Raw genomic sequence first — 23,457 nt, forward strand, 5'->3', positions numbered from 1 at the left:
GGGGAGAAGGGATAGATCGGTAGGTTGCGGGCCGGCTCTTACATTCCTTCTGGGGAAAACGGTACAGGATCTCCCCTTCTCCCCAGCGGGGAGAAGGTGGCCGGCAGGCCGGATGAGGGGGCTGTTCCGGAAAATTCCTGCGCTACCCTGACATCCTCCGACAAGCTGTCCTATCTATGAACTCCCATCGCAAGGAGTGCTCCATGGCAGATCTGTCGTCCTTCCCCATCACCAAGAAATGGCCAGCCAAGAATCCCGATATCATCCAGCTCTATTCGTTGCCGACGCCGAATGGCGTGAAGGTATCGATCGCGCTGGAGGAGCTCGGCCTTGCCTATGAGCCCCATCGGATCGAGTTCGGGCCGGAGGGCGTCAAATCACCGGATTTCATCTCGCTGAACCCGAACGGGCGCATTCCGGCAATCATCGATCCGAACGGCCCGGACGGCAAGCCGATCGGCCTCTTTGAATCGGGCGCGATCCTCGTCTATCTCGCCGAGAAGACCGGCAAGCTGATCCCGGCCGATGCCGCCGGGCGCTATGAGACGCTCGCCTGGGTGATGTTCCAGATGAGCGGCGTCGGCCCGATGTTCGGCCAGTTCGGGCATTTCCACAAATTCGCCGCCGACAAGGTTGCCAACAATTCCTATCCCGCCGAGCGCTACCGCGATGAATCGAAGCGCCTGCTTTCGGTGCTGGAGGACCGCCTGAAGGACCGCCAGTTTATCATGGGTGACGAATACACCATTGCCGACATCACGACCTTCCCGTGGATCCGTGGCGCGGATGTCTTCTATGGCGGCCGCGCGGCTCTCGACTATGCAAGCTTCCCCGCCGTCATGGCATGGCTGGAGCGCTGCCTCGCCCGTCCGGCAGCCCAGAAGGGTCTCGAGATTCCGGCAAAGCTCTGACGCAAACGAAAAATCCGGCGGCGCGGCAATGAGTTGACGCCGCCCGCCGGCGCGCGGTACGTCTGGGTAAAACAAAGACGGGACGGAAAATATCGTGACGGGAAGACTGGTTGTAGTGGGCGGCGGTCAGGCCGCATTTGCCCTCGTTGCAAAGCTGCGTGCGCTCAAGGACGAGCGGCCGATCACCATCATCGCCGCCGAGGCGAGCCATCCCTATCAACGCCCGCCGCTCTCCAAGAAATACCTGCTCGGCGAGGCCGATCTCAGCCGCCTGATGTTCCGAGCGGAAAACTGGTATCCCGACAACCATGTCGATATCCGCCTGTCCACCGAGGTCACGTCCATCGACCGTGCGGCAAAGACGGTAACGCTGAGCGACGGCACGACGCTGCATTACGGCCATCTGGCGCTCGCCACTGGTGCCACGCCGCGCCGCCTGCCGGCCGGGATCGGCGGTGATCTCGATGGCGTCTTCACGGTACGCGACTACCGCGATGCCGACCGCCTCGGCCTTGAAATGCAGGAGGGCCGCCGGGCACTCGTCATCGGTGGCGGTTACATCGGTCTTGAAGCCGCCGCCGTCGCGCGGGGCAGGGGGCTCGACGTCACCGTTATCGAGATGGCCGACCGCATCCTCGCCCGCGTGGCCTCTCCGGCAACGGCGACCATCCTCAAGGCGATCCACACGGCGCGCGGCGTCGACGTGCGCGAAAAGACCGGCCTGGTGCGCCTTCTCGGCGAGAACGGCCGCGTCACCGGGGCGGAACTGACAGACGGGTTCGTATTGCCGGTGGACGTGGTGATCGCCGGCATCGGCGTGACGGCGAATGATGCGCTCGCTCTAGACGCCGGCCTGGAGGTTGCGAACGGCATTGTCGTCGACGTCCACGCCCGCACGTCCGACCCCGCAATCTTCGCAATAGGCGACTGCGCCGTGCTGCCTTTCGAGGGCAATCGCGTGCGGCTGGAATCCGTCCAGAACGCCGTCGACCAGGCGGAGGCCGCAGCCGCCGTCATCGCCGGAGGCGATGCGCCCTATCAGCCAAAACCGTGGTTCTGGTCCGACCAGTACGACGTCAAGCTCCAGATCGCCGGCTTCTGCATGGGCTTCGACGAGACGTTCGTCCGTGTCGGTCAGCGCGAGGGAAGCGTATCCGTCTGGTATTTCCGCGAAGGGCGCCTGATCGCGGTGGACGCAGTCAACGACGCCAAGGCCTATGTGGTTGGCAAGAAGCTGATCGAGATGGGCCGCACGCCGGAGCGCGCCGCCCTCGAAGACCCGGCGACGGACCTCAAGGCGCTCACGCTGTGAAGCGCTCCCGTAGCGTGAGTTGTACGACGTGACTGGTATGCAATGAGCCAGTTGCATTGTTTTGACATTCGTTAAGTATGATAAAAGGCGGAGCCGGTTCGTGCTCCCCAATGCTTTCTGAATTCACTCATTTTTTAGGGTTCTCGCGCTGAGTGGGGTCATCTTGATCCCGCCCGGTGACCCTTCATGTATCGCATTCTGACCTGCCTGACCGTCGAGCACGATCTTCGTCTCGTGCTGCTTGCGGCCTTTATCTGCTTCCTGTCCTGCTATGTGGCGGTGACGCTGGCGCAAAGGGCCCGGGTCGCGGAGGGCACGGCGCGCAATCTCTGGCTCGGTGCGGCCGGCATATCGAGCGGTTTTGGTATCTGGGCGACGCATTTCATTGCCATGCTGGCCTATAATCCGGGCGTTGCCATGGGGTTCGACATGGAGCCGACGCTCCTGTCCCTGGCGGTGGCCATCGTCGTCACGACGATGGGGCTTTCCCTTGCAGCCTATGTTTCCGGCCGTAGTGCCACGATTGCGGGCGGCCTGCTGCTGGGCGCCGGCATCACCTCCATGCACTATATCGGCATGTCCGCGCTGGAACTGCCGGGCCATATCGTCTGGGATTATTCCTATGTGGCCGCCTCGGTGATATTTGCCGCGATCTTTGGTGCCTTGGCGCTCATCTTCTGCATGCGCCCGCAAGCCGGCGTTCGGGACCGTGCAATAGCAACCTTGTTCATGGCGGTTGGCGTCGTTTCGTTGCATTTCACAGGCATGGCGGCCGTGACGATCGAGCCGGGCCTGATGCCGGTGAGCGACGATACGATGTTGTCGGTGGGCCTGATGGTGCCGCTGATTGCGGTCGTTGCTTTCTCGCTGCTGTTTGCCGGCTTGACCGCTGCCGTCTTTGCCCGGCAGGCGGAGCTTGCCGCCAGCGAAAGCATGCGCCAGTTTGCCATGCTCGTGCAGGGCGTGAAGGATTACGCGATCTACATGCTTGATCCGGAAGGCCGCGTCGCCAACTGGAACGAGGGCGCCGAGCGCAGCAAGGGCTATACGGCCCGCGAGATCGTCGGCCAGCATTTTTCCCGCTTCTACAGTGAGGCGGATTGCGCTGCCGGCCTGCCCGAGCAGGCATTGCGGGCCGCACGGGAGGAAGGCAAATGCGAGAGCGAGGGCTGGCGCTACAAGAAGGATGGCGGCCGGTTCTGGGCGCATGTCGTCATCGATCCCATTTATGACGCCGGCGGCGTGCTCGTCGGTTATGCCAAGATCACCAAGGACGTGACGAAGGAGAAGGCCGCTGCCGACCGGCTCGCCGCGGTGACGAAGAACCTTGATCTTGCGCTGGAAAACATGTCGCAGGGTCTTTGCCTGTTCGACAAGGACGAGCGCCTGCTCATTGCCAACAAGCGTTACAGCGAGATTTTCGGTTTCCCGGAAGGTTACATCCAGCCCGGCATGACGCTGCGCGAGATCGTTGAGCAGGGCGTTGCCACCTTGTTTGCCGATCCTGATGTCCGGTACGCCAAGGGGCGTGACGTCTATGCGCGCCGCCGCGCTGCCATCCAGGCCAATGACGGCGGCGCAATGGTTGAAAAGCTGCCGAACGGCACGTCGGTGCAGCTACGCTACCGCACGCTGCCGGATGGCGCATGGGTTGCCACCTATGAAGACGTGTCCGATCGCCTGCGCTCGGAAGAGCAGATTTCCTTCCTCGCCCGCCATGACAGCCTGACGGGCCTTCCGAACCGCGCAAACTTCAACAACCGCCTTGAAGCCGACCTCGAGTCGGCGCCGCGTTCCGGCGGCAAGGTTGCGGTCATCGGCATCGATCTCGACAAGTTCAAGGAAATCAACGACACGCGCGGCCATGCGGCGGGCGACGAGGTTCTGGTCACGCTGTCGAAGCGCATGGAGGCTTGCCTTGAGGCGGACGAAACGATCGCCCGTTTCGGCGGCGATGAATTCGCTGCTGCCAAGCGCTTCGGGGATATGTCCGAGCTGACCGATTTCATCCAGCGCCTCGAAACCTGCCTGAACGAAGAGATTCGCATTGACGGCTACGACATCAAGCCGGGTGCCAGCCTCGGCGTGGCGATCTATCCGCATGACGCCGACACTGTCGAAGTACTGCTCAACAATGCCGACCTTGCCATGTACCGCGCCAAGGATGCACTGACCCAGACGGTGTGTTTCTACGAGGTCTCCATGGACGAGGCTGCCCGCAGCCGCCGCCTCATCGCCAACGATCTGTGGCAGGCCGTGGAGCGCAAGGAACTGCAGCTGCACTATCAGGTGCAGAAGGCGGTCAATACCGGCGAGACACTTGGCTACGAAGTGCTGCTGCGCTGGCATCATCCGGTGCGCGGCACGATCCCGCCCTCGGACTTCATCCCGATTGCGGAAGAGTGCGGCGCCATCCTGCCGATCGGCGAATGGGTGCTGCGGCAAGCCTGCCGCGAGGCGGCGACCTGGGGCAACGAGCACAAGATCGCCGTCAACCTGTCGCCGGTGCAGCTCGGTAATGCCGATGTCGCGGACCTCGTACACCGGGTCCTGCTGGAAACCGGCCTCGACCCACGCCGGCTGGAGCTGGAGATCACCGAATCGACCATCATCGGCGACAAGGAGCGCGCATTGCAGACGTTGCGCCGTATCAAGGCTTTTGGCGTCACCATCGCCATCGACGATTTCGGCACGGGCTATTCGTCGCTGGAAACGCTGCGCGCCTTCCCCTTCGACAAGATCAAGCTCGACCGCAGCTTCATGAGCGAAGTCGAGGCGAGCCCGGAGGCCAAGGCCATCATCCGCGCCATCCTGGCGCTCGGCCAGTCGTTGCGTGTGCCTGTGCTTGCCGAAGGTGTGGAAACGAGCAGCCAGCTCGCCATCCTTCTGGACGAAGGCTGCGACGAGGCACAGGGCTATTTCCTCGGGCGACCGGTGCCCATAGAGCGGATCCGGTTCGACGTGGAGACGAGCGAAGAAGCCGCTTGAGGCGGGCTACTGCCGCTTGAAACGACGGCCGGCGAGGTCGATCTGGAAGCGGGGGAAGATGAAGACGCCGATGATCGTGCCGGCGTATTTCTCCTCGAGGCCCGTCGATTCACCGACACAGAACACCGGCTGGCGCGGTGCGCCGTCGAGATGGATCGTCGTGGAGAAACAGAAGGACGAGGATGAGGCGGCCGCCTGCTCGAAAAGTTCCAGCACGCGCTGGCGGTCGAGCGGCTCGTAGCAGCGGATAAGATTCAGCAGGCCGCAGGCTCGCTGCGGCAGGCCATGCACCAGCGCGGCCTTGTCACCGAGTGTGAACAGGCCGTTGGAAAGGTCGCCGGTCCAGCGCTCTGTCACGCAGTACTGGGTCAACAGTTCGTTGTCCGTCTCGTCGAATTCCATCGAGCCCGGCAGAAAGGGCGACGAGAGATCAGTCTTGATTATCTTGAACACCCACGACCTCAGGCAGTTGCTCGAAATTGACCAGACATGTCCCGTCCCCTTGAGGCACACGACATGCTAAAAGACAGCGCCGGCTGACAACCCTCGAAGTCGGCCGAACTGCTTTCCTATATACTGAATTGCACCCGGATCCTGGCGTAGTACTGGATCGGGTTTACGCGTAAAGACCGCCGCTGACCTTGTTCAGTCCCCGGCGGTTGCTATCCAATGTTTCGGGAAATCCGGCTGCGCGACAAGCCGACAATACAGCGTCGAGTTTTAGCGCCTGAACCCCCGGTGAATCTGAAAAGTTCACTTGGGGCGACTTTATAGTTGGTTTTTTAATGCCAGCAACGGCTTTTTGATAATTATTGCACGAATGGAAAAATTCTTTTCGCGGTAACGATGCAGCCCCGTTCCGACGGAAAGCAGAAAGGGCGGCCCGAAGACCGCCCTTTCCGAACTGAACCGGATGGCTCAGATATAAGACCCGAAGGTCTTACATCATGTCCATGCCGCCCATGCCGCCCATGCCGCCAGGCATGCCGCCAGCGGATTCCTTCTTCGGCAGTTCGGCGATCATGGCTTCCGTCGTGATCAGCAGCGAAGCAACCGAAGCAGCGTTCTGCAGAGCCGTGCGGACAACCTTGACCGGGTCGACGATGCCAAGCGCAATCAGGTCGCCGTATTCGCCGGTCTGGGCGTTGTAGCCGTAGTTGTCTTCGTTCTTGTCGAGGATCTTGCCGACAACGATCGAAGCTTCGTCACCAGCGTTCTCGGCGATCTGGCGAACCAGCGACTGGAGCGCCTTGCGAACGATGTTGACGCCGGCTTCCTGGTCGTCGTTTTCACCCTTGACGGTGATCTTCGTGGAGGAACGCAGCAGGGCAACGCCGCCGCCCGGTACGATACCTTCCTGAACAGCAGCGCGCGTCGCGTTGAGGGCGTCGTCGATGCGGTCCTTCTTTTCCTTCACTTCGACTTCCGTCGAACCGCCGACGCGGATGACGGCAACGCCGCCAGCGAGCTTGGCAAGACGTTCCTGCAGCTTCTCGCGGTCGTAGTCGGAGGTGGTTTCTTCGATCTGGGCCTTGATCTGCGCGACGCGGCCTTCGATTTCAGCCTTCTGGCCGGCACCGTCGACGATCGTCGTGTTTTCCTTGGAGATCGAAACCTTCTTCGAACGGCCGAGCATGTCGAGCGTTACGTTTTCGAGCTTGATGCCGAGGTCTTCGGAGATAACCGTGCCGCCCGTCAGGATGGCGATGTCTTCGAGCATGGCCTTGCGGCGGTCGCCGAAGCCAGGAGCTTTGACGGCAGCGATCTTGAGGCCGCCACGCAGCTTGTTGACGACGAGCGTTGCGAGGGCTTCGCCTTCGACGTCTTCAGCGATGATGACCAGCGGCTTGCCGGTCTGGACGACGGCTTCGAGAACCGGCAGCATCGCCTGGAGGTTCGAGAGCTTCTTCTCGTGCAGGAGAATGAAAGCGTCTTCGAGGTCGGCGATCATCTTTTCCGGGTTGGTCACGAAGTAGGGCGACAGGTAGCCGCGGTCGAACTGCATGCCTTCGACGACTTCGAGTTCGGTTTCGGCGGTCTTGGCTTCTTCAACCGTGATGACGCCTTCGTTGCCAACCTTCTGCATGGCTTCAGCAATGTCGAGACCGACCTGCTTGTCGCCGTTTGCGGAGATCGTGCCAACCTGGGCGACTTCTTCCGACGTGTTGATCTTCTTGGCCTTGGCCTGGAGATCCTTGACGACTTCAGCAACGGCGAGATCGATGCCGCGCTTCAGGTCCATCGGGTTCATGCCGGCGGCAACAGCCTTGTGGCCTTCGCGAACGATGGCCTGGGCAAGAACGGTTGCAGTCGTCGTGCCGTCGCCGGCGATGTCGTTGGTCTTGGAAGCAACTTCGCGAACGAGCTGGGCGCCCATGTTCTCGAACTTGTCGTCCAGTTCGATTTCCTTGGCGACGGAAACGCCGTCCTTGGTGATGCGCGGTGCGCCGAACGACTTGTCGATGATGACGTTACGACCCTTCGGGCCGAGCGTTACCTTGACTGCGTCTGCGAGAATGTCGACGCCGCGCAGCATCTTTTCGCGCGCGCTGCGGCCGAACTTGATTTCTTTGGCTGCCATTGTGTTAGCTCCTGAAAGAGGTATCAGCGAATTTCGGAAAGGGATTTATCGGCAGATCAGCCGATGACGCCCATGATGTCGGCTTCCTTCATGATCAGAAGGTCTTCGCCGTCGAGCTTGACTTCGGTGCCCGACCACTTGCCGAACAGAACGCGGTCGCCAGCCTTGACGTCCAGCGGGACGACCTTGCCGGACTCGTCACGAGCGCCGGAACCGACGGCGACGATTTCGCCTTCCTGCGGCTTTTCCTTGGCGGTATCCGGAATGATGATGCCGCCCTTGGTCTTGGCTTCAGATTCAACGCGACGAACGACGACGCGATCGTGAAGCGGGCGGAAGGTGGTGCTTGCCATTGTCTTATCCCTCGATCGAATGACATTGCGGATCCCGAACTGGATCCGATGGATGAGTGTTAGCACTCACCGTTTAGGAGTGCTAGCGGGCTGGAAATAGGCGGCGGGGTGTTTCGAGTCAAGAAGAGCGACTGGAAATTATTTTGCCGCGAATGGTTACCGCTGCCGCCAGATGGGAGCGACATCGCATGCCATCAAGTCAGTCTCGTGAATTTTCGGCAGTTTCCCCGTCGATACGGCAAAATTGTGTGGAGAGGCTTGTTTTCTTGGCCTCGCTTTGCAATGTCAGCCGGGCTCGACCTCGACACGGGAATCCCTGATGGCTCAACGCATCCAATCCTTCCGCGATATCGCCACGCACTATGACGTGGTGCTCTGCGACGTCTGGGGCGTCCTGCACAATGGCGTCGAAGCCTTTTCCTATGCCTCCGAGGCGCTTGCGGAGGCCCGCGCCGCCGGCCTCACCGTCGTGCTCATCACCAATTCGCCGCGTCCGCATCCGGGCGTGAAGGTGCAAATCCGCGGCCTCGGCGTCACCGACGCTTCCTATGACCGCATCGTCACGTCAGGCGATGTCACCCGCGCGTTGATCGCGAAGGGCCCGAAGAAGATCTATTTCATCGGCGCGGAAAAGGACTTGGCCCTGCTCGATGGCCTCGGCGTCGAGCCGGTCGGTCTGGAGGAGGCGGGCATCGTCGTCTGCGCGGGCCTTCGCGAGGACGAGAAGGACACAGTCGAGGATTACCGTGCGGAGCTGACGGCACTCGCCGCGCGAGACCTGCCCTTCATCTGCGCCAACCCGGATCTCGTCGTCGAGCGCGGCCACCGGCTCATTCCCTGCGCCGGCGCGCTCGCCAAGCTTTATGAAGAGCTTGGCCGTGCCAGCCAGATCGCCGGCAAGCCGCATCGGCCGATCTACGAAAAGTCGATTGCCGAGGCCGAGGATGTGCGCGGCGCCTTCGACCTGTCGCGTGTCATCGCCATCGGCGACGGCATGCCGACGGATGTACGCGGCGCTGAAGCCTTCGGTCTCGATGTGCTCTATATTTCCGGCGGCATCCATGCGCAGGAATATGTTGAAGCCGGCCGCACGGACGAGGCAAGATTGGAACGCTTTCTCGCTCAGGAAAATGCCCACCCGAAGTGGTGGATGCCCCGGCTGCAGTGACGGGACGGAGACGGTCGTCATGACGGTATTTCACAGAAACGAGACGAAACAGCCGCTGCCGGAGCATCTGCGCGGCGGCGTCATCGCCATCGGCAATTTCGACGGCGTGCACCGTGGCCACCAGGCGGTGCTGCAACGGGCGCTCGATCTCGCCACCGAGCGCGGCGTTCCCGCCCTCGTTTTGACATTCGAGCCGCATCCGCGCACCGTCTTCCGCCCGGAACGCCCCGTCTTCCGCCTGACGCCGGCGCCGCTGAAGGCCCGCATCCTGGAAGGCATGGGTTTTTCCGCCGTCATCGAATACCCGTTCGATCGCGGATTTTCCGAAATATCGGCGCATGATTTCATCCGCGCCATCCTCCTGGACTGGCTGCACGCCTCCGAGGTCGTCACCGGCTTCGATTTCCATTTCGGCAAGGGCAGGGAAGGCGGCCCGGCCTTCCTGATGGCCGCCGGCCAGAACAATGGTTTCGGCGTCACGCTGGTCGATGCCTTCCGCGACGAGAATGCCTCGGTGATCTCGTCGAGCTTCGTCCGCTCGCTGCTCGGCGAAGGCGCCGTCGTCGAGGCGTCCGGCCAGCTCGGTTATCACTACACGGTCGAGGCCGAGGTAATCGGCGGCAAGCAGCTCGGTCGCACATTGGGTTATCCGACTGCCAACATGCAGCTTCCGCCGGAAGTGGAATTGCGCAACGGCATCTACGCCGTGCGCTTCCGTCGCCCGGATGGAAGCCTGCACGACGGCGTCGCCAGCTATGGCCGCCGCCCCACCGTCACTGCCAATGGCGCACCGCTGCTTGAAACCTTCCTCTTCGATTTTTCCGGCGATCTCTACGGCGAAGTCTCCGCCGTCTCCTTCTTCGGGCACCTGCGCGACGAGCTGAAATTCGACGGCCTGGACGCGCTCGTCGTGCAGATGAAACGCGATGAGGAGGAGGCGCGGGCGCTGCTTTCCGGCGTACGATCGCTTGGGACCATCGACCAGCGGCTCTGTTTCTGACGGGAACGACGGCTTTCGGCGTGCCCCGTCTTTTCAAAGCGATCAAAACGCCGTAATACCGCGCGCATGATGCTCAACCGGCTGACCATCGATCTGCGAATTAGTGGCCCGGCTTTCCGCGCGCTCTGAGCGAGAGCCGGAAGGTCCGGGATTTCGGACGTTTTCGAAAGCGTCCCCGCCGTCAGTGCCACAGTATTGACTGATACTTTCCCCGCATGCGCGAAAACCGCGCGACGAGACGATAGCCATATCCATGACCGATACGCCCGAAAAAGTCGATTATTCCGCCACCCTCTACCTGCCGCAGACGGAGTTTCCGATGCGCGCCGGCCTGCCGACGAAGGAGCCGGAAACGGTGGCCCGCTGGCAGAAGATGGGTCTTTACAAGCAGCTGCGCGCCTCCGCCGCTGGCCGCGAAAAGTTCGTGCTGCATGACGGCCCGCCCTATGCCAACGGCAACATCCATATCGGCCACGCGCTGAACAAGATCCTCAAGGACGTCATCACCCGCTCGTTCCAGATGCGCGGCTATGACTCCAATTACGTGCCCGGCTGGGACTGCCACGGCCTTCCGATCGAATGGAAGATCGAGGAAAAATACCGCGAGAAGGGCAAGAACAAGGACGAGGTTCCGGTCAACGAATTCCGCCAGGAATGCCGCGACTTCGCCGCCGGCTGGATCAAGATCCAGTCGGACGAGTTCAAGCGCCTCGGCATCGAGGGCGACTTCGACAATCCCTACACGACGATGGCCTTCCATGCGGAGTCGCGCATCGCCGGCGAACTTTTGAAGATCGCCAAGAGCGGCCAGCTCTATCGCGGCTCGAAGCCGGTCATGTGGTCGGTTGTCGAGCGCACGGCGCTGGCCGAAGCCGAAGTCGAATATGCCGACGTCGAGAGCGACGCGATCTGGGTAAAGTTCCCGGTGATCGAGGGGCCGGCCGATCTGCTGGGCAATGCCGTCGTCATCTGGACGACCACGCCCTGGACGATCCCGGGCAACCGCGGCATCGCCTTCTCGTCGCGTTATCCCTACGGTCTCTATGAGGTGGAAAGCGCGCAGAACGATTTCGGCCCGCAGCCGGGCGAGAAACTGATCTTCGCCACCCGTCTTGCCGATGAATCGGCGGCCAAGGCAAAGCTTACATTCAAGCTTGTCCGCGACGTCACTCCGGAAGAACTGGCGGCAGCCGTCTGCGCCCATCCGCTGGCCTCTCTTGGCTACGACTTCAAGGTCCCGCTGCTCGACGGCGACCACGTCACCGACGATGCCGGCACCGGCTTCGTCCACACGGCCCCCGGCCACGGCCGCGAGGACTTTGATGCCTGGACGGCTGCGGCTCGCGCCCTTGAGGCACGCGGCATCTCGTCCAAGATCCCGTTCACCGTCGATGACGCCGGTTTCTACACCGCCGACGCCCCCGGCTTCGACGGCGCCCGCGTCATGGATGATAACGGCAAGAAGGGCGATGCCAACGAGCGCGTCATCAAGGCGCTGATCGCCGCCAACAATCTGTTTGCCCGCGGCCGGATCAAGCACTCCTACCCGCATTCCTGGCGCTCCAAGAAGCCGGTGATCTTCCGCAACACGCCGCAGTGGTTCGTCTACATGGACAAGGAACTCGGCGACGGCACGACGCTGCGCTCGCGTTCGCTCACCGCCATCGACGAGACCCGCTTCGTGCCTGCCGCCGGCCAGAACCGTCTGCGCGCCATGATCGAAGGCCGCCCGGACTGGGTGCTGTCGCGCCAGCGTGCCTGGGGTGTCCCGATCGCCGTCTTCGCCGACGAGAACGGCGACGTGCTGATCGACGAGGCCGTCAATGCCCGCATCCTCGAAGCTTTCGAGCAGGAAGGTGCTGACGCCTGGTTCGCCGAAGGCGCGCGCGCGCGCTTCCTCGGCAACCGCGCCGGCGAGCCGTGGATCCAGGTCATGGACATCCTCGATGTCTGGTTCGACTCGGGTTGCACGCACACCTTCACGCTGGAAGACCGTCCGGACCTGAAATGGCCGGCCGACGTCTATCTGGAGGGCTCCGACCAGCATCGCGGCTGGTTCCACTCGTCGCTGCTCGAAAGCTGCGCAACGCGTGGCCGTGCGCCCTACAACGCCGTCGTCACCCATGGCTTCACCATGGACGAGAAGGGCGAGAAGCAGTCGAAGTCCAAGGGCAACGTCGTCTCGCCGCAGGACGTGATGAAGGAATCGGGCGCCGATATCCTGCGTCTCTGGGTCATGACCACCGACTACTGGGAAGACCAGCGCCTCGGCAAGACGATCATCCAGACCAACATCGACGCCTACCGCAAGCTGCGCAACACGGTGCGCTGGATGCTGGGCACGCTGGCGCACGACACGGGCGAAGAGATCGCCTATGCCGACATGCCGGAGCTGGAAAAGCTGATGCTGCACCGGCTGTCGAAACTCGATGCCGTCGTTCGCGAAGGCTACGACGCCTTCGACTTCAAGAAGATCACCCGCGCGCTCATCGATTTTTCGAACGTTGAGCTTTCGGCCTTCTACTTCGACGTCCGCAAGGATGCGCTCTACTGCGACGCCCCGTCCTCGCTGAAGCGCCGCGCCTCGCTTGCCGTCATCCGCAAGCTGTTCGACTGCCTCGTCACCTGGCTGGCACCCATGCTGCCCTTCACCATGGAGGAGGCCTGGCTGTCGCGGAAGCCGGATGCCGTCTCTGTCCATCTCGAGCAGTTCCCGGATGTGCCGGCCGAATGGCGCAACGATGCGCTGGAAGCCAAGTGGGAGAAGATCCGCAGCGTGCGTTCGGTTGTCACCGGCGCGCTGGAAATCGAGCGCCGCGAGAAGCGTATCGGTGCCTCGCTGGAGGCGGCTCCGGTTGTCTCCATCGCCGACCCGGACCTGCTGGCAGCGCTCGAAGGTCAGGATTTTGCGGAAATCTGCATCACCTCGGCCATATCGGTTGTTTCGGGCGAAGGCCCGGCTGACGCCTTCCGCCTGCCGGAGGTCGCCAGGGTTGCGGTCGAGCCGAAGCTTGCCGAAGGCACCAAGTGCGCGCGCTCCTGGCGCATCACCACGGATGTCGGCGCGGATGCCGACTATCCGGATGTCTCGGCACGTGACGCTGCGGCGCTGCGTGAGATCGGTTTCCGCCGCACCGCCTGATGGGTGTTCCTGTCGACGGCCGGGGCTTTCCGGCCGTCGATCTCCCGGATGAATTGCACTTCCATGCTTCATCCGGTATTGCTGCCTGAAAATGGTCGGATTTTTCCGCCATGGCACGGCAATCTATTGCCGTGCTTGAGCTTTGGGGCGCCGGCTCTGCTGGAAGGGTATTCATGGGAATGACGCGAAATATTCGGGTGCGTACAGGCCTGATCGGTCTTTTGGGCGGAAGCTTCCTTTTGACCGGCTGCATGGGACCGACCTACGGCACGGGCAAGAGCGTCGGTGAGCAGCTGGTGGAAGATGTCGGCAATGCCGTCATGGTTCAGCCCGACAATGAGGAAGCGAAAAAGATCCGCTACCAGCCGCGCGGCGGCCTCGTCGTGCCGAAGGATCAAACCGCACTCACCACGCCGCAGGATTCTGTTTCCGGCAAGAACAATCCGGGATGGCTGGAAAGCCCCGAAGACATGCGCCAACGCCTGCGGGCGGAAGCGGATGAAAACAGCGGCGACGTGAACTACCGGTCTCCGCTCGCCAATCAGGGCACGACGAACCGCAAGCTCTCCGCATCCGAGCAGACGGCGGCCTATCGCGAGGCACGCCGGCTGGAGATGGGCGCCTACTCCGACAAGCGCCGCTACCTGAGCGATCCGCCGTTGGACTACCGCCGCCTTCCCGAGGAGGCGCAGGCCGATCTCGGCGAGCCGGAAAAGACCAAGGAGCGTCGCCGCAAGAAGGAAGCCAAAGCGGCCAAGCAGGGCGGGTCTAGCTGGTGGCCGTTCTAAGGCCATGAAGGCATATCGCATTCGGCCGGCGTCGGTTGACGACGCCGCAATCATCCTGCGTTTCATCCGCGAACTTGCCGACTATGAAAAGGCGCTGCACGAAGTTGCGGCGACGGAGGAGAGCATTGCTGCCTCCCTTTTCGGTGAAAGTTCGGTGAGCCAGGCCGCCATATGCGAGACCGAGGACGGTGAACCCGCTGGCTCCGCCGTGTGGTTCAAGACCTATTCCACCTGGCAGGCCAGGAACGGGCTCTATCTCGAAGACCTCTATGTGACGCCCGACCATCGTGGCGCCGGCGTCGGCAAGATGCTGCTGCGCCATCTCGCGCGCACTGCGCTCGATGAGGGTTGCGCCCGGTTCGAGTGGAGTGTGCTTGACTGGAACGCACCGGCGATCCGCGTCTATGATGCGATTGGCGCCGAGCCAAAGCCGGAATGGGTCCGCTATCGGCTGGACGGTGAAAAACTTCGTCAGTTCGCCGCTGGATAATTCCTCAAGTTCCGATCAGCGCCGCTCGGCAAAAAAGTCCTTCAGGATTTCCGCCGCCTCCAGGCCGTTGATGCCGGAATAGACATCCGGTGCATGATGGCAGGTCGGCTGCGCGAAGAAGCGTACGCCATTGTCCACCGCGCCGCCCTTCGGGTCCTCTGCACCGTAGTACAGCCGGCGGATGCGAGCGAAGGAAATGGCGGCGGCGCAGAGCGTGCAGGGCTCCAGCGTCACGTAGAGATCGGCGCCGGTGAGGCGTTCCTGGCCGAGCTTGCGGGCGGCCGCGCGGATGACGGCAACCTCGGCATGGGCGGTCACGTCGGTCTCCGCCCGCGTCCTGTTGCCGGATTGCGCGATGACCGCGCCGTCGAGCACCAGCACGGCCCCGACGGGCACTTCGCCCCGCTCACCGGCCGCGCGCGCCTCGCAAAGCGCGATCTCCATGAAGCGATTTGTCATCGCGCAACGAATTCCTCTTAACCCGGGGCGTGTGACCTGATAGGACACGCCAAAACGCAGGCAACACAAATGACATTCAAAGACAAGCCAAAACGGCCGGGTGACAAGCCCGAGGGCCGTGATCGTAAGCCGCGTGGCGCCGCATCGGCCGCTCCGGGCAAGAAATCCTTTTCGGCTGAAAAGCCCGCGGGCCGGAAACCCGAGGGCAAATCGTTCGCCGGAAAGTCGGCCCCGCGGGACGGCAAGCCCCCCCGTGACGGCAAGCCCGCCCGTGATGCACGGCCTGCCAAGGCAGCGCCGACCGCCTCGGCCAGTACGGATCTTGCGCCCGAGCGCATTTCCAAGCTGCTCGCCCGCGCGGGCGTCGCCTCGCGTCGTGATATCGAGCGCATGATCATGGAAGGCCGCGTCAGCGTGAACGGCAAGGTGCTGGAGACGCCGGTCGTCAACGCGACCTTCGCCGACCACATCGAGGTCGACGGCCAGCCGATCCGCGGCATCGAGCGCACGCGCCTCTGGCTCTACAACAAGCCGGCGGGTCTCGTGACGACGAACGCCGACCCGGAAGGCCGCCCGACCGTCTTCGACAATCTGCCTGAAGACCTGCCGCGCGTCATGTCCATCGGCCGCCTCGATATCAACACCGAAGGCCTGCTGCTGCTGACCAACGATGGCGGGCTTGCCCGCATGCTGGAACTGCCGACGACCGGCTGGCTGCGCCGCTACCGCGTGCGTGCCCATGGCAAGATCGAGCAGGCCGATCTCGACAAGCTGAAGGACGGCATCGCCGTCGAAGGCGTGCTCTATGGCGCGATCGACGCGACGCTCGACAAGGTGCAGGGCACCAACGTCTGGATCACCGTCAGCCTTCGTGAAGGCAAGAACCGCGAAATCAAGAACGTGCTCGGCGCGCTCGGCCTTGACGTGAACCGCCTGATCCGCGTTTCCTACGGCCCGTTCCAGCTCGGCGAACTGCCGGAAGGCCAGGCCCAGGAAATCCGTGGCCGCACGCTGCGCGACCAGCTCGGCCCCCGCCTGATCGAGGAAGCCAAGGCGAATTTCGATGCGCCGCTGTTCGATCATACGCCGGAAGAGGACGAGAAGCCGGCGAAAAAGGGCCGCGACGCCGCACCCGGCTGGGGCGAACGTCCCGCCGAACGCCGCGAAAAGCCGGAAGACCGGCGCGAAAAGGCCCGCGCACGGCTCGATACCAAGCGCGACGACCGTTTTGGCGACAAGCCGCGCGGCGGCCCGCGCGATCGGGACCGCGAAGAAAACACGTTCGACAGCAAGCCGAAGCGCGAGCCCGCCAACCGTGCCCGCAAGTCCAATGTCTGGATGGCGCCCGGCGCCCGTCCCGTTGCCGAAAAGAAGACGGAAACGTCTGAAGGCGTGAAGCGCGAACCGCGCGAACGTCCGGAAGGTGCGCCGAAGACCAAGCGCTACGGCCGCACGGCCGAAGGCGCGCCGACGCGTTCGACAAAGAAGTTCGATCCCGACCGCAAGGGACCGGCGCGTGGCCGTCCTGGCGACGACCGGGCAGACAAGCCCCGTGTCCTGAAGACGCGCGACGAAGACGGCGAATGGATCCGCGCCAGTGAGCCGGAAAAGAGCGACCGTGACGACGGTGGTCGCGGCGGCTTCGGCCGTGCGCGCTCCGGTGCCGGCGACGATCGTGCGCCCCGCGGTTTCGGTGACCGTCCGCCGCGTGGCGATCGCAAGCCCCGCGCGGAAGGCGAACGTTCCTTCGGGGACCGCAAGCCGCGTGCCGAGGGTGAACGCTCATTCGGCGCCCGCCCGGCTCATGGTGACCGCAAGCCACGCGCGGACGGCGAACGTTCCTTCGGGGACCGCAAGCCTCGGGCCGAGGGTGAACGCTCGTTCGGCGCCCGTCCGGCCCACGGTGATCGCAAGCCGCGCGCTGAGGGCGAGCGTTCTTTCGGTGATCGCAAACCCAGGGCAGAGGGCGAACGTACGTTCTCCGATCGCCCGCCGCGTCGTGATGGCGGAAAACCGTTCGGTGGAAAGCCTTCCGGTGGCAAGCCCTTCGGCGGCAAGCCGGGTGGTCGCCCGTCCGGTGGAAAGCCTGCCGGCAAGCCCGGTGGCCGGCCTTCGAGCGGCCCGCGCGGCAAGGGGAAGTAATCAGCAGTGCGGATCGTCGGCGGAGAGTTTCGCGGCCGTTCGCTTGCAACGCCGAAGTCGGATGATATTCGTCCGACTTCGGACCGCACGCGCGAAAGCCTGTTCAACATCCTGTCCCACGCCTACCACCAGGCGCTCGACGGCACGCGCGTGCTCGATCTCTTCGCGGGAACGGGCGCCGTCGGCCTGGAAGCGCTGTCGCGCGGCGCCCGCGCGGCACTCTTCGTCGAGCAGAGCGTCGAGGGCAGGGGGCTCCTGCATTCCAACATCGAAACGCTCGGCGTGATCGGCCGCGCCAAGATTTTCCGGCGCGATGCCACAGCACTCGGCGGCGTCGGCACGGTGGAACCGTTCGATTTCCTGTTCGCCGATCCGCCCTACGCCAAGGGCCTCGGTGAACGCGCGCTTGATGCAGCTGCCCGCGGCGGCTGGCTCGTCGACGGCGCCCTTGCGATCCTCGAGGAGCGCGCCGATATTCAGCCTGCCGCCGTCGATGGTTTCGATCTTCTCGAGGTCCGCACCTTCGGCGACACGCGCATGCATTTCTATCGCTACCGGGCCGGCTGATTTTTCGGCCGTCGCAGGAGACGCCGGATGACCGAAGCCCTCGTTTCCCTTGAAACCGCGCGTGCAAGCGGCCCGACCGTCGCCATCGCGCTTGGCGGTGGCGGCGCGCGCGGCCTCGCCCATATCCATGTTATCGAGGTTCTGGACGAACTCGGCATCCGCCCGGTGCTGATTTCGGGTGCCTCCATCGGCGCGATCATGGGCGCCGCCATGGCGGCCGGCATGACGGGTCAGGAAATTCGCGAGCATACGCTTGCCACGATCGGCCACCCGAGCCGCATCATGAACCGGCTGTGGAGCCTGCGCCCCACGCGTTTCTCCGAGGTCGTCGCCGGCGGTTTTCGCGTCGGGCAATTCAACCTCGAGCGAGTGTTGAAGGCTTTCCTGCCGGATCGCCTGCCGGAAACCTTCGAAGACCTGCAAATCCCGCTGAAGGTCATCGCGTCGGATTATTACGGCCAGTGCGAATTTGTTTGCGAGAGCGGCGCACTCTTCCCGGCAATCGCCGCCTCGGCGGCACTGCCCGCCGTCTTCCGCCCGGTGCTGATCGACGGCCGCGTGATGATTGACGGCGGCCTGTGGAACCCGGTGCCCTTCGATCATCTGAGAGGCCACGCGGATATCACCATCGGCGTCGACGTGATCGGCCACCCGCCGGCCGGCACCGCGGGCCTCCCGAACAGCATCGACAGCCTCTACGGCGCGACTCAGCTCACCATGCGCTCCATCGTCACGCTGAAGCTGGAAAAAGGCGCACCCGACATCTTCCTGCAGCCCGATGTCGGCCGTTTTCGCGTACTCGATTTCGCCAAGGCCGAGGAGGTGCTCGCCGTCTCCGCCGGTATCCGCGATGAATTGAAGCGGGCGCTCGACGCAAAGCTTTCCGCTTTGGCCTAGCCCAAAATGTAATTTGCTAGCCGAGCTGACGGCCGGCCAAGGCCCGCAAGGTCGATGACGCAGCCCTCTACTCTTCTGTGATTGTCGGAGGGGCCACGCTCAACACTTCAAGGCATTCGTTGTCACTTGCGACCACGAACGACCATCCGTCCGTGACCAGGAAAGAAAGCAGGCTTTCACGGGTCCAGGCATGATTGCGAACACGGAATGTCGTTTGGCCGGGGCGGCTCCCAAGTTCTTTTGTTTTTCCCCAGAATTCCAGTAATCCGCCTTCATCAAGCAACCTCATTGCCGAAACCCAAGGAAAGGCGACGCGGTAAATCTTGTTCGCATCGTATGAATAGATCCGGGCGACGAGATCGCTGTCATCGTGCTCACGCAGCAGGGAGTTTGTACGATAATGCGGGAGTTGGTTTGCCGGCCAAGGCCGTCTCGGGGCATAGGCAACTTCGAGTATTTCAATGCTAGCGTCGGTGAATGGTGTAGCCCATTCGCCGAACTCAAATTCGCCGGATCCGAAGATAAGTTCCGGAGCATCTCTTTCAGAATCATTCATTTGGCATCACTCGCTGAAGTTAGGCGCTTTCTTCCTCGTCGACTTCGGCCTGCGTCTTGTTCTTCGGCTTGACCAGCGGCTCCGGCTTGACGGGCTTGAAGTGCAGCATGTGCCGGCCGGCCGTAAGACCCTCGACGGCCTGGAGTTCCAGCCGTGCGACGTCGCGCCGGCGGATGTCGTCGCCGATCGCCAGTGCATCTTCCGGCTCGACGCCGAGTTCTTCCAGCGTTTCGCGGCCGAAGAGCAACGCCGATTCGAAGGTCTCGCGCACGTCGTGCTGCACGCCGCGGGCGCGGAGCGACAGCGTGTGCACCCGGTCGTAGGACCGGGCGAAGATCGTGGCATTCGGGTACTCCGATTGCACGAGATCAACGATGCGGTCCGTGGTCGCCTTGCCCTGCGTGCAGATGGCGACGATCTTGGCGCGCTCGATGCCAGCGGCGCGCAACACGTCCTTGCGTGTGCCGTCGCCGAAATAGATGCGGAAGCCGAAACTCGCCGCCTGGCGTACGCGGTCGGTCGAATGGTCGATGACGGTCACCTCGCGCCCGCCGGCCAGCAGGATCTGCGCGGCGATCTGGCCGAAGCGCGAAAAGCCGATCATCAGCACGTCGGCACCGGCCCCCTCGAAATCCTCCTCCATCTCCTCCTCGATATCCTCGACCAGCAGGAAGCGGGACAGTGCTGCCGCAATCGGCGTCAGCGCCATGGAAATGGTGACGATGGCGACGAGCAGCGAGGCGAGCCCGCCGGAGAAGATGCCGGCGGCAGAGGCTGCCGTGAACAGCACGAAGCCGAATTCACCGCCCTGCGGTAGGACGAGCGCGATGCGCACCGCATCATTGTGCGAGGAGCCGGTGAACCGGCAGAGGCCGTAGATCACGAAACTCTTCACCAGCATGACGGCCGGCGTGGCGATGAGGATGGTCAGCCAGCCGGAAAAGATGACGTCGAGATGCAGCGACAGGCCGACGGCCATGAAGAACAGCCCAAGCAGGATGCCGCGGAACGGCTCCACATCCGCCTGCAACTCATGGCGATAGGAGGAATCGGCAAGCAGCACGCCGGCCAGGAACGCGCCCATCGCCATGGAGAGGCCGGCCATCTGCAGCAGCATGGCGGCGGCGAGCACGACGAAGAGAGCCGCCGCAATCATCGCTTCGCGTGCGCCGGTGCGGGCGATGATCTGGAACAGCGGGTTGAGCAGGTAGCGGCCGGCCACCAGCAGCGCGGTGATGGCGGAAAGGGCGATCATGAAGTCCTGGAAGGCGGTTGTCGTGTCCTCCGGCGCCTGCTCCGCCAGAAGCGGGATCAGCGCCAATAGCGGCACGATGGCAAGATCCTGGAAAAGCAGCATGGAGAAGGCACGCTGGCCATAGCGCGTGTTGGTGTCGCCCTTCTCGTCGAGGATCTGCATGGCGAAGGCGGTGGAGGAAAGTGCCAGGCCGAAACCGATGATGAGCGCCCCGTCCCAGTGTTCCATGCCTGTCACGAAGGTCAGCCCGGCCAGCACGAGCCCGGTGATGACGACCTGCGCCAGGCCGAGCCCGAAAATATCATGTCGCATCGCCCACAGGCGGGACGGTTTCAACTCCAGCCCGATGAGGAACAGCAGGAAGACGACGCCCAATTCGGCAACACCCAGAAGCTCTTCGCCGTCGCGGATCTGGTGTAGGATCGGGCCGATCACCACGCCCGCGGCGAGGTAGCCGAGGATGGTGCCAAGCCCCAGCCGCTTGAAGATCGGCGCGGCGAGAAGCGCGCCGCCGAGCATCAGCAGGACCTCGTTATAGGGGCTGTGGGTATAGGGCATGCGGAGGGCTTTCTTCGAGGGGCGAGGGTCCACCGGGCAAAAAAGGGGCGGCTGCCCTTGATGCCTGTGCTACTGCACAATAAATGGGGCAGCAAAGAAAGGCCAAGTCATGTCAGAGACGATCGATTCCGCAAGCCTTCTCGCGCGCGCCGGCGAACTTATCGACCGCGCCATCCAGGCGGGGGCGGATGCGGCCGATGCTGTCGTCGTTCGCGGCCGCTCCTCGTCCGTCAGTGTGCGCCTCGGCAAGGTCGAAGGCACCGAAGCCTCGGAGGGCGATGACTTCTCGCTGCGCGTCTTCGTCGGCAAGCGCGTCGCCAGCGTCTCGGCCAATCCCGGCTTCGATCTGAAGGTGCTCGCCGAGCGCGCTGTCGCCATGGCGAAAGCCTCGCCGGAAGATCCCTATGCGACGCTTGCCGATGAGGCCGACCTCGCGCGCGACTGGCCGGACCTCGAACTCTATGACCCGACCGAAGTCTCCGTCGAGCAACTGACCGAGGCAGCGCTTGCCGCCGAAGCTGCGGCCCTTGCCGTCTCCGGCATCACCAACTCTGGAGGCGGCGGCGCCTCCGCCGGCATGGGCGGCCTCGTGCTTGCCACGTCGCACGGCTTTTCCGGTGCCTACAGCGCCAGCCGTTTCGGTCACTCCGTCAGCGTCATCGCCGGCGAGGGCACGAAGATGGAGCGCGACTACGATTTCGATTCGAGCCTCTATTACGCCGATCTGCGCGACGCGGAAGACATCGGCCGTGAGGCGGCAGCCCGTGCCGTGCGTCGGCTGAACCCGCGCCAGGTGCCGACGGCGAAGAATGTCACGGTCATCTTTGACCCACGCGTGGCGCGGGGCATTGCCGGCCACATCGCCGGCGCGATCAACGGTGCCTCCGTCGCCCGCAAGACGAGCTTTCTGCGCGACCGCATGGGCAAGCAGGTCCTGAAGGCCGGTCTCACCGTTACCGATGACCCGCTGATCGTGCGCGGCTCGTCCTCCCGTCCGTTCGATGGCGAAGGCATCACCGGCAAGCGCCTTGCCATGATCGAGGACGGCGTGTTGCAGCACTGGTTCCTCTCGACCTCCACCGCCAACGAACTCGGCCTCAAGACCAACGGCCGCGGCGCGCGTGGTGGCACCTCGGTCAATCCGGCCTCCACCAATCTCGCGCTGGAGCCGGGCGAGATTTCGCCGGAAGACCTGATCCGCTCCGTCGGCGACGGCTTTTACATCACCGAGCTGATCGGCCAGGGCGTCAACATGGTGACGGGCGAATACAGCCGCGGCGCCTCCGGTTACTGGATCGAGAACGGCGAGCTGACTTTCGCGGTCTCGGAAGTCACTATCGCCTCCAACCTCGTCGACATGTTCATGCGCATTACACCTGCGAATGACATCGATCGCTCGTTCGGCGTTGCCGCGCCGACGCTTGCCATCGAAGGCATGACGCTTGCCGGGACGTGAGGCCATGACAAGCCCCGCCAACGACTGGAAAGCCGATCTCAAGCTTCTCACCGCCGCCGCAAAGCTTGCCGGCGCGCGGGCGCTGGAATTCTTTCGCAAGGAGCCGGAAGTCTGGTGGAAGAACGGCGGCCATTCGCCGGTGAGTGCCGCCGACTTCGCGGCAAACGACATCCTCAAGAAGGAGTTGCTTTCCGTCCGGCCGAATTATGGCTGGCTCTCGGAAGAGACCGACGACGATAGTGCGCGGCTCGGTTGCGAGACGGTCTTCGTCATCGACCCGATCGACGGCACGCGCGCCTTCATAGCCGGCAAGGACATCTGGTGCGTCAGCGCCGCCGTCGTGCACAAGGGCCGCCCCGTTGCCGGCGTGCTCTTCGCGCCGTCGCTCGATGAACTGTTCACCGCGGCCGCCGATGGCGTGGCTCTGAAGAACGGCCAGCCGATCAGGGTGACGGAAGCGGATGTCGGCCGCCCGACCCGCATGGCCGTGCCGGAAGACATGCTGCGTGACCTCGACAAGCGCGTGGCCGGCGGCGTGCACCGCATCTCGCATGTGCCCTCGCTTGCCTACCGGCTTGCCATGGTCGCTGACGGGCGGATCGATGCGACCTTGGTGAAGCGCAATGCCCATGATTGGGATCTCGCCGCCGCCGACCTCATCCTGGCGCGGGCCGGCGGATCGCTCGTCACGCTCGATGGCGAGCCGCTTTCCTACAACCGGCCAAACGTCACCCACGAGACGCTGGCCGCGGCCGGTTTATCCCGGCTTTCCAGCCTTGTGGACGCCTCCCGCCGCTTTGCCGGCCATTGACCTTTGGTGCGGAATACCGCAAA

Annotated in this window: 19 protein-coding genes; 13 read left to right on the plus strand and 6 right to left on the minus strand. The window is 63.4% G+C overall.

Annotated features, from left to right (window positions below):
• Positions 1-203: 203 nt before the first annotated feature.
• The 3 genes from ACT6VE_RS11590 to ACT6VE_RS11600 all read left to right on the plus strand — a co-directional run bounded on the left by ACT6VE_RS11590 (position 204) and on the right by ACT6VE_RS11600 (position 5,211).
• Entirely contained in the window at positions 204-911 is a 708-nt protein-coding gene (locus ACT6VE_RS11590) for a glutathione binding-like protein (protein WP_444798760.1), read from the plus strand.
• Positions 912-1,005: 94 nt separating this feature from the next.
• Positions 1,006-2,223 (plus strand): NAD(P)/FAD-dependent oxidoreductase, encoded by a 1,218-nt coding sequence (locus ACT6VE_RS11595; RefSeq protein WP_444798761.1) that lies wholly within the window; start codon positions 1,006-1,008, stop codon positions 2,221-2,223.
• Positions 2,224-2,409: 186 nt separating this feature from the next.
• Positions 2,410-5,211 (plus strand): bifunctional diguanylate cyclase/phosphodiesterase, encoded by a 2,802-nt coding sequence (locus ACT6VE_RS11600; RefSeq protein ID WP_444798762.1) that lies wholly within the window; start codon positions 2,410-2,412, stop codon positions 5,209-5,211.
• A gap of 6 nt (positions 5,212-5,217) precedes the next feature.
• On the opposite strand, the gene ACT6VE_RS11605 is transcribed toward ACT6VE_RS11600, so the two are convergent.
• The 3 genes from ACT6VE_RS11605 to groES form a co-directional block, all read right to left on the minus strand.
• Entirely contained in the window at positions 5,218-5,664 is a 447-nt protein-coding gene (locus tag ACT6VE_RS11605; protein WP_444798763.1) for a hypothetical protein, read from the minus strand.
• Positions 5,665-6,151: 487 nt separating this feature from the next.
• On the minus strand, positions 6,152-7,792 hold the full coding sequence (gene groL / locus ACT6VE_RS11610) for a chaperonin GroEL (RefSeq protein ID WP_444798764.1): 1,641 nt from the start codon (positions 7,790-7,792) through the stop codon (positions 6,152-6,154).
• Between the two features lie 56 nt (positions 7,793-7,848).
• Positions 7,849-8,145: a co-chaperone GroES gene (groES, locus tag ACT6VE_RS11615; protein ID WP_069059687.1), complete on the minus strand. Its 297-nt coding sequence runs from the start codon at positions 8,143-8,145 to the stop codon at positions 7,849-7,851.
• Positions 8,146-8,464: 319 nt separating this feature from the next.
• Here groES and ACT6VE_RS11620 point away from each other — a divergent pair, with 319 nt between their 5' ends.
• The 5 genes from ACT6VE_RS11620 to ACT6VE_RS11640 all read left to right on the plus strand — a co-directional run bounded on the left by ACT6VE_RS11620 (position 8,465) and on the right by ACT6VE_RS11640 (position 14,733).
• The gene (locus ACT6VE_RS11620) at positions 8,465-9,313 is read left to right on the plus strand and encodes a TIGR01459 family HAD-type hydrolase (protein WP_444798765.1); all 849 of its coding nucleotides are present in this window, start codon (positions 8,465-8,467) and stop codon (positions 9,311-9,313) included.
• A gap of 19 nt (positions 9,314-9,332) precedes the next feature.
• On the plus strand, positions 9,333-10,313 hold the full coding sequence (locus ACT6VE_RS11625) for a bifunctional riboflavin kinase/FAD synthetase (protein ID WP_444798766.1): 981 nt from the start codon (positions 9,333-9,335) through the stop codon (positions 10,311-10,313).
• A gap of 253 nt (positions 10,314-10,566) precedes the next feature.
• On the plus strand, positions 10,567-13,455 hold the full coding sequence (gene ileS / locus ACT6VE_RS11630) for an isoleucine--tRNA ligase (RefSeq protein ID WP_444798767.1): 2,889 nt from the start codon (positions 10,567-10,569) through the stop codon (positions 13,453-13,455).
• 173 nt (positions 13,456-13,628) lie between these two features.
• Positions 13,629-14,243 (plus strand): hypothetical protein, encoded by a 615-nt coding sequence (locus ACT6VE_RS11635; RefSeq protein ID WP_444798768.1) that lies wholly within the window; start codon positions 13,629-13,631, stop codon positions 14,241-14,243.
• A gap of 4 nt (positions 14,244-14,247) precedes the next feature.
• Positions 14,248-14,733, plus strand: a complete 486-nt coding sequence (locus ACT6VE_RS11640; protein WP_444798769.1) for a GNAT family N-acetyltransferase — start codon at positions 14,248-14,250, stop codon at positions 14,731-14,733.
• Positions 14,734-14,748: 15 nt separating this feature from the next.
• Here ACT6VE_RS11640 and ACT6VE_RS11645 read toward each other — a convergent pair whose 3' ends face one another.
• Positions 14,749-15,192: a nucleoside deaminase gene (locus tag ACT6VE_RS11645; protein WP_444798770.1), complete on the minus strand. Its 444-nt coding sequence runs from the start codon at positions 15,190-15,192 to the stop codon at positions 14,749-14,751.
• A 69-nt stretch (positions 15,193-15,261) separates the two neighbouring features.
• Here ACT6VE_RS11645 and ACT6VE_RS11650 point away from each other — a divergent pair, with 69 nt between their 5' ends.
• From ACT6VE_RS11650 to ACT6VE_RS11660, 3 genes are read left to right on the plus strand one after another with little or no spacing between them, the layout of a single operon-like run.
• Entirely contained in the window at positions 15,262-17,334 is a 2,073-nt protein-coding gene (locus ACT6VE_RS11650; RefSeq protein ID WP_444798771.1) for a pseudouridine synthase, read from the plus strand.
• A 6-nt stretch (positions 17,335-17,340) separates the two neighbouring features.
• Positions 17,341-17,901: a 16S rRNA (guanine(966)-N(2))-methyltransferase RsmD gene (gene rsmD / locus ACT6VE_RS11655; RefSeq protein WP_444798772.1), complete on the plus strand. Its 561-nt coding sequence runs from the start codon at positions 17,341-17,343 to the stop codon at positions 17,899-17,901.
• A gap of 27 nt (positions 17,902-17,928) precedes the next feature.
• Positions 17,929-18,798 (plus strand): patatin-like phospholipase family protein, encoded by an 870-nt coding sequence (locus ACT6VE_RS11660; RefSeq protein ID WP_444798773.1) that lies wholly within the window; start codon positions 17,929-17,931, stop codon positions 18,796-18,798.
• A 67-nt stretch (positions 18,799-18,865) separates the two neighbouring features.
• Here the strand turns inward: ACT6VE_RS11660 and ACT6VE_RS11665 are convergent, their stop codons facing one another.
• Positions 18,866-19,354, minus strand: coding sequence for a hypothetical protein (locus tag ACT6VE_RS11665; protein WP_444798774.1), 489 nt, complete (start codon positions 19,352-19,354; stop codon positions 18,866-18,868).
• Between the two features lie 19 nt (positions 19,355-19,373).
• On the minus strand, positions 19,374-21,167 hold the full coding sequence (locus tag ACT6VE_RS11670) for a monovalent cation:proton antiporter-2 (CPA2) family protein (protein WP_444798775.1): 1,794 nt from the start codon (positions 21,165-21,167) through the stop codon (positions 19,374-19,376).
• A 109-nt stretch (positions 21,168-21,276) separates the two neighbouring features.
• Between ACT6VE_RS11670 and ACT6VE_RS11675 the strand changes: the two genes are divergently transcribed.
• Both ACT6VE_RS11675 and ACT6VE_RS11680 read left to right on the plus strand, forming a co-directional pair.
• Entirely contained in the window at positions 21,277-22,623 is a 1,347-nt protein-coding gene (locus tag ACT6VE_RS11675) for a TldD/PmbA family protein (protein WP_444798776.1), read from the plus strand.
• A 4-nt stretch (positions 22,624-22,627) separates the two neighbouring features.
• The gene (locus ACT6VE_RS11680) at positions 22,628-23,434 is read left to right on the plus strand and encodes a 3'(2'),5'-bisphosphate nucleotidase CysQ (protein ID WP_444798777.1); all 807 of its coding nucleotides are present in this window, start codon (positions 22,628-22,630) and stop codon (positions 23,432-23,434) included.
• Positions 23,435-23,457: the final 23 nt, after the last annotated feature.

Source organism: Shinella sp. (assembly GCF_052438155.1).
Taxonomy (GTDB): domain Bacteria; phylum Pseudomonadota; class Alphaproteobacteria; order Rhizobiales; family Rhizobiaceae; genus Shinella.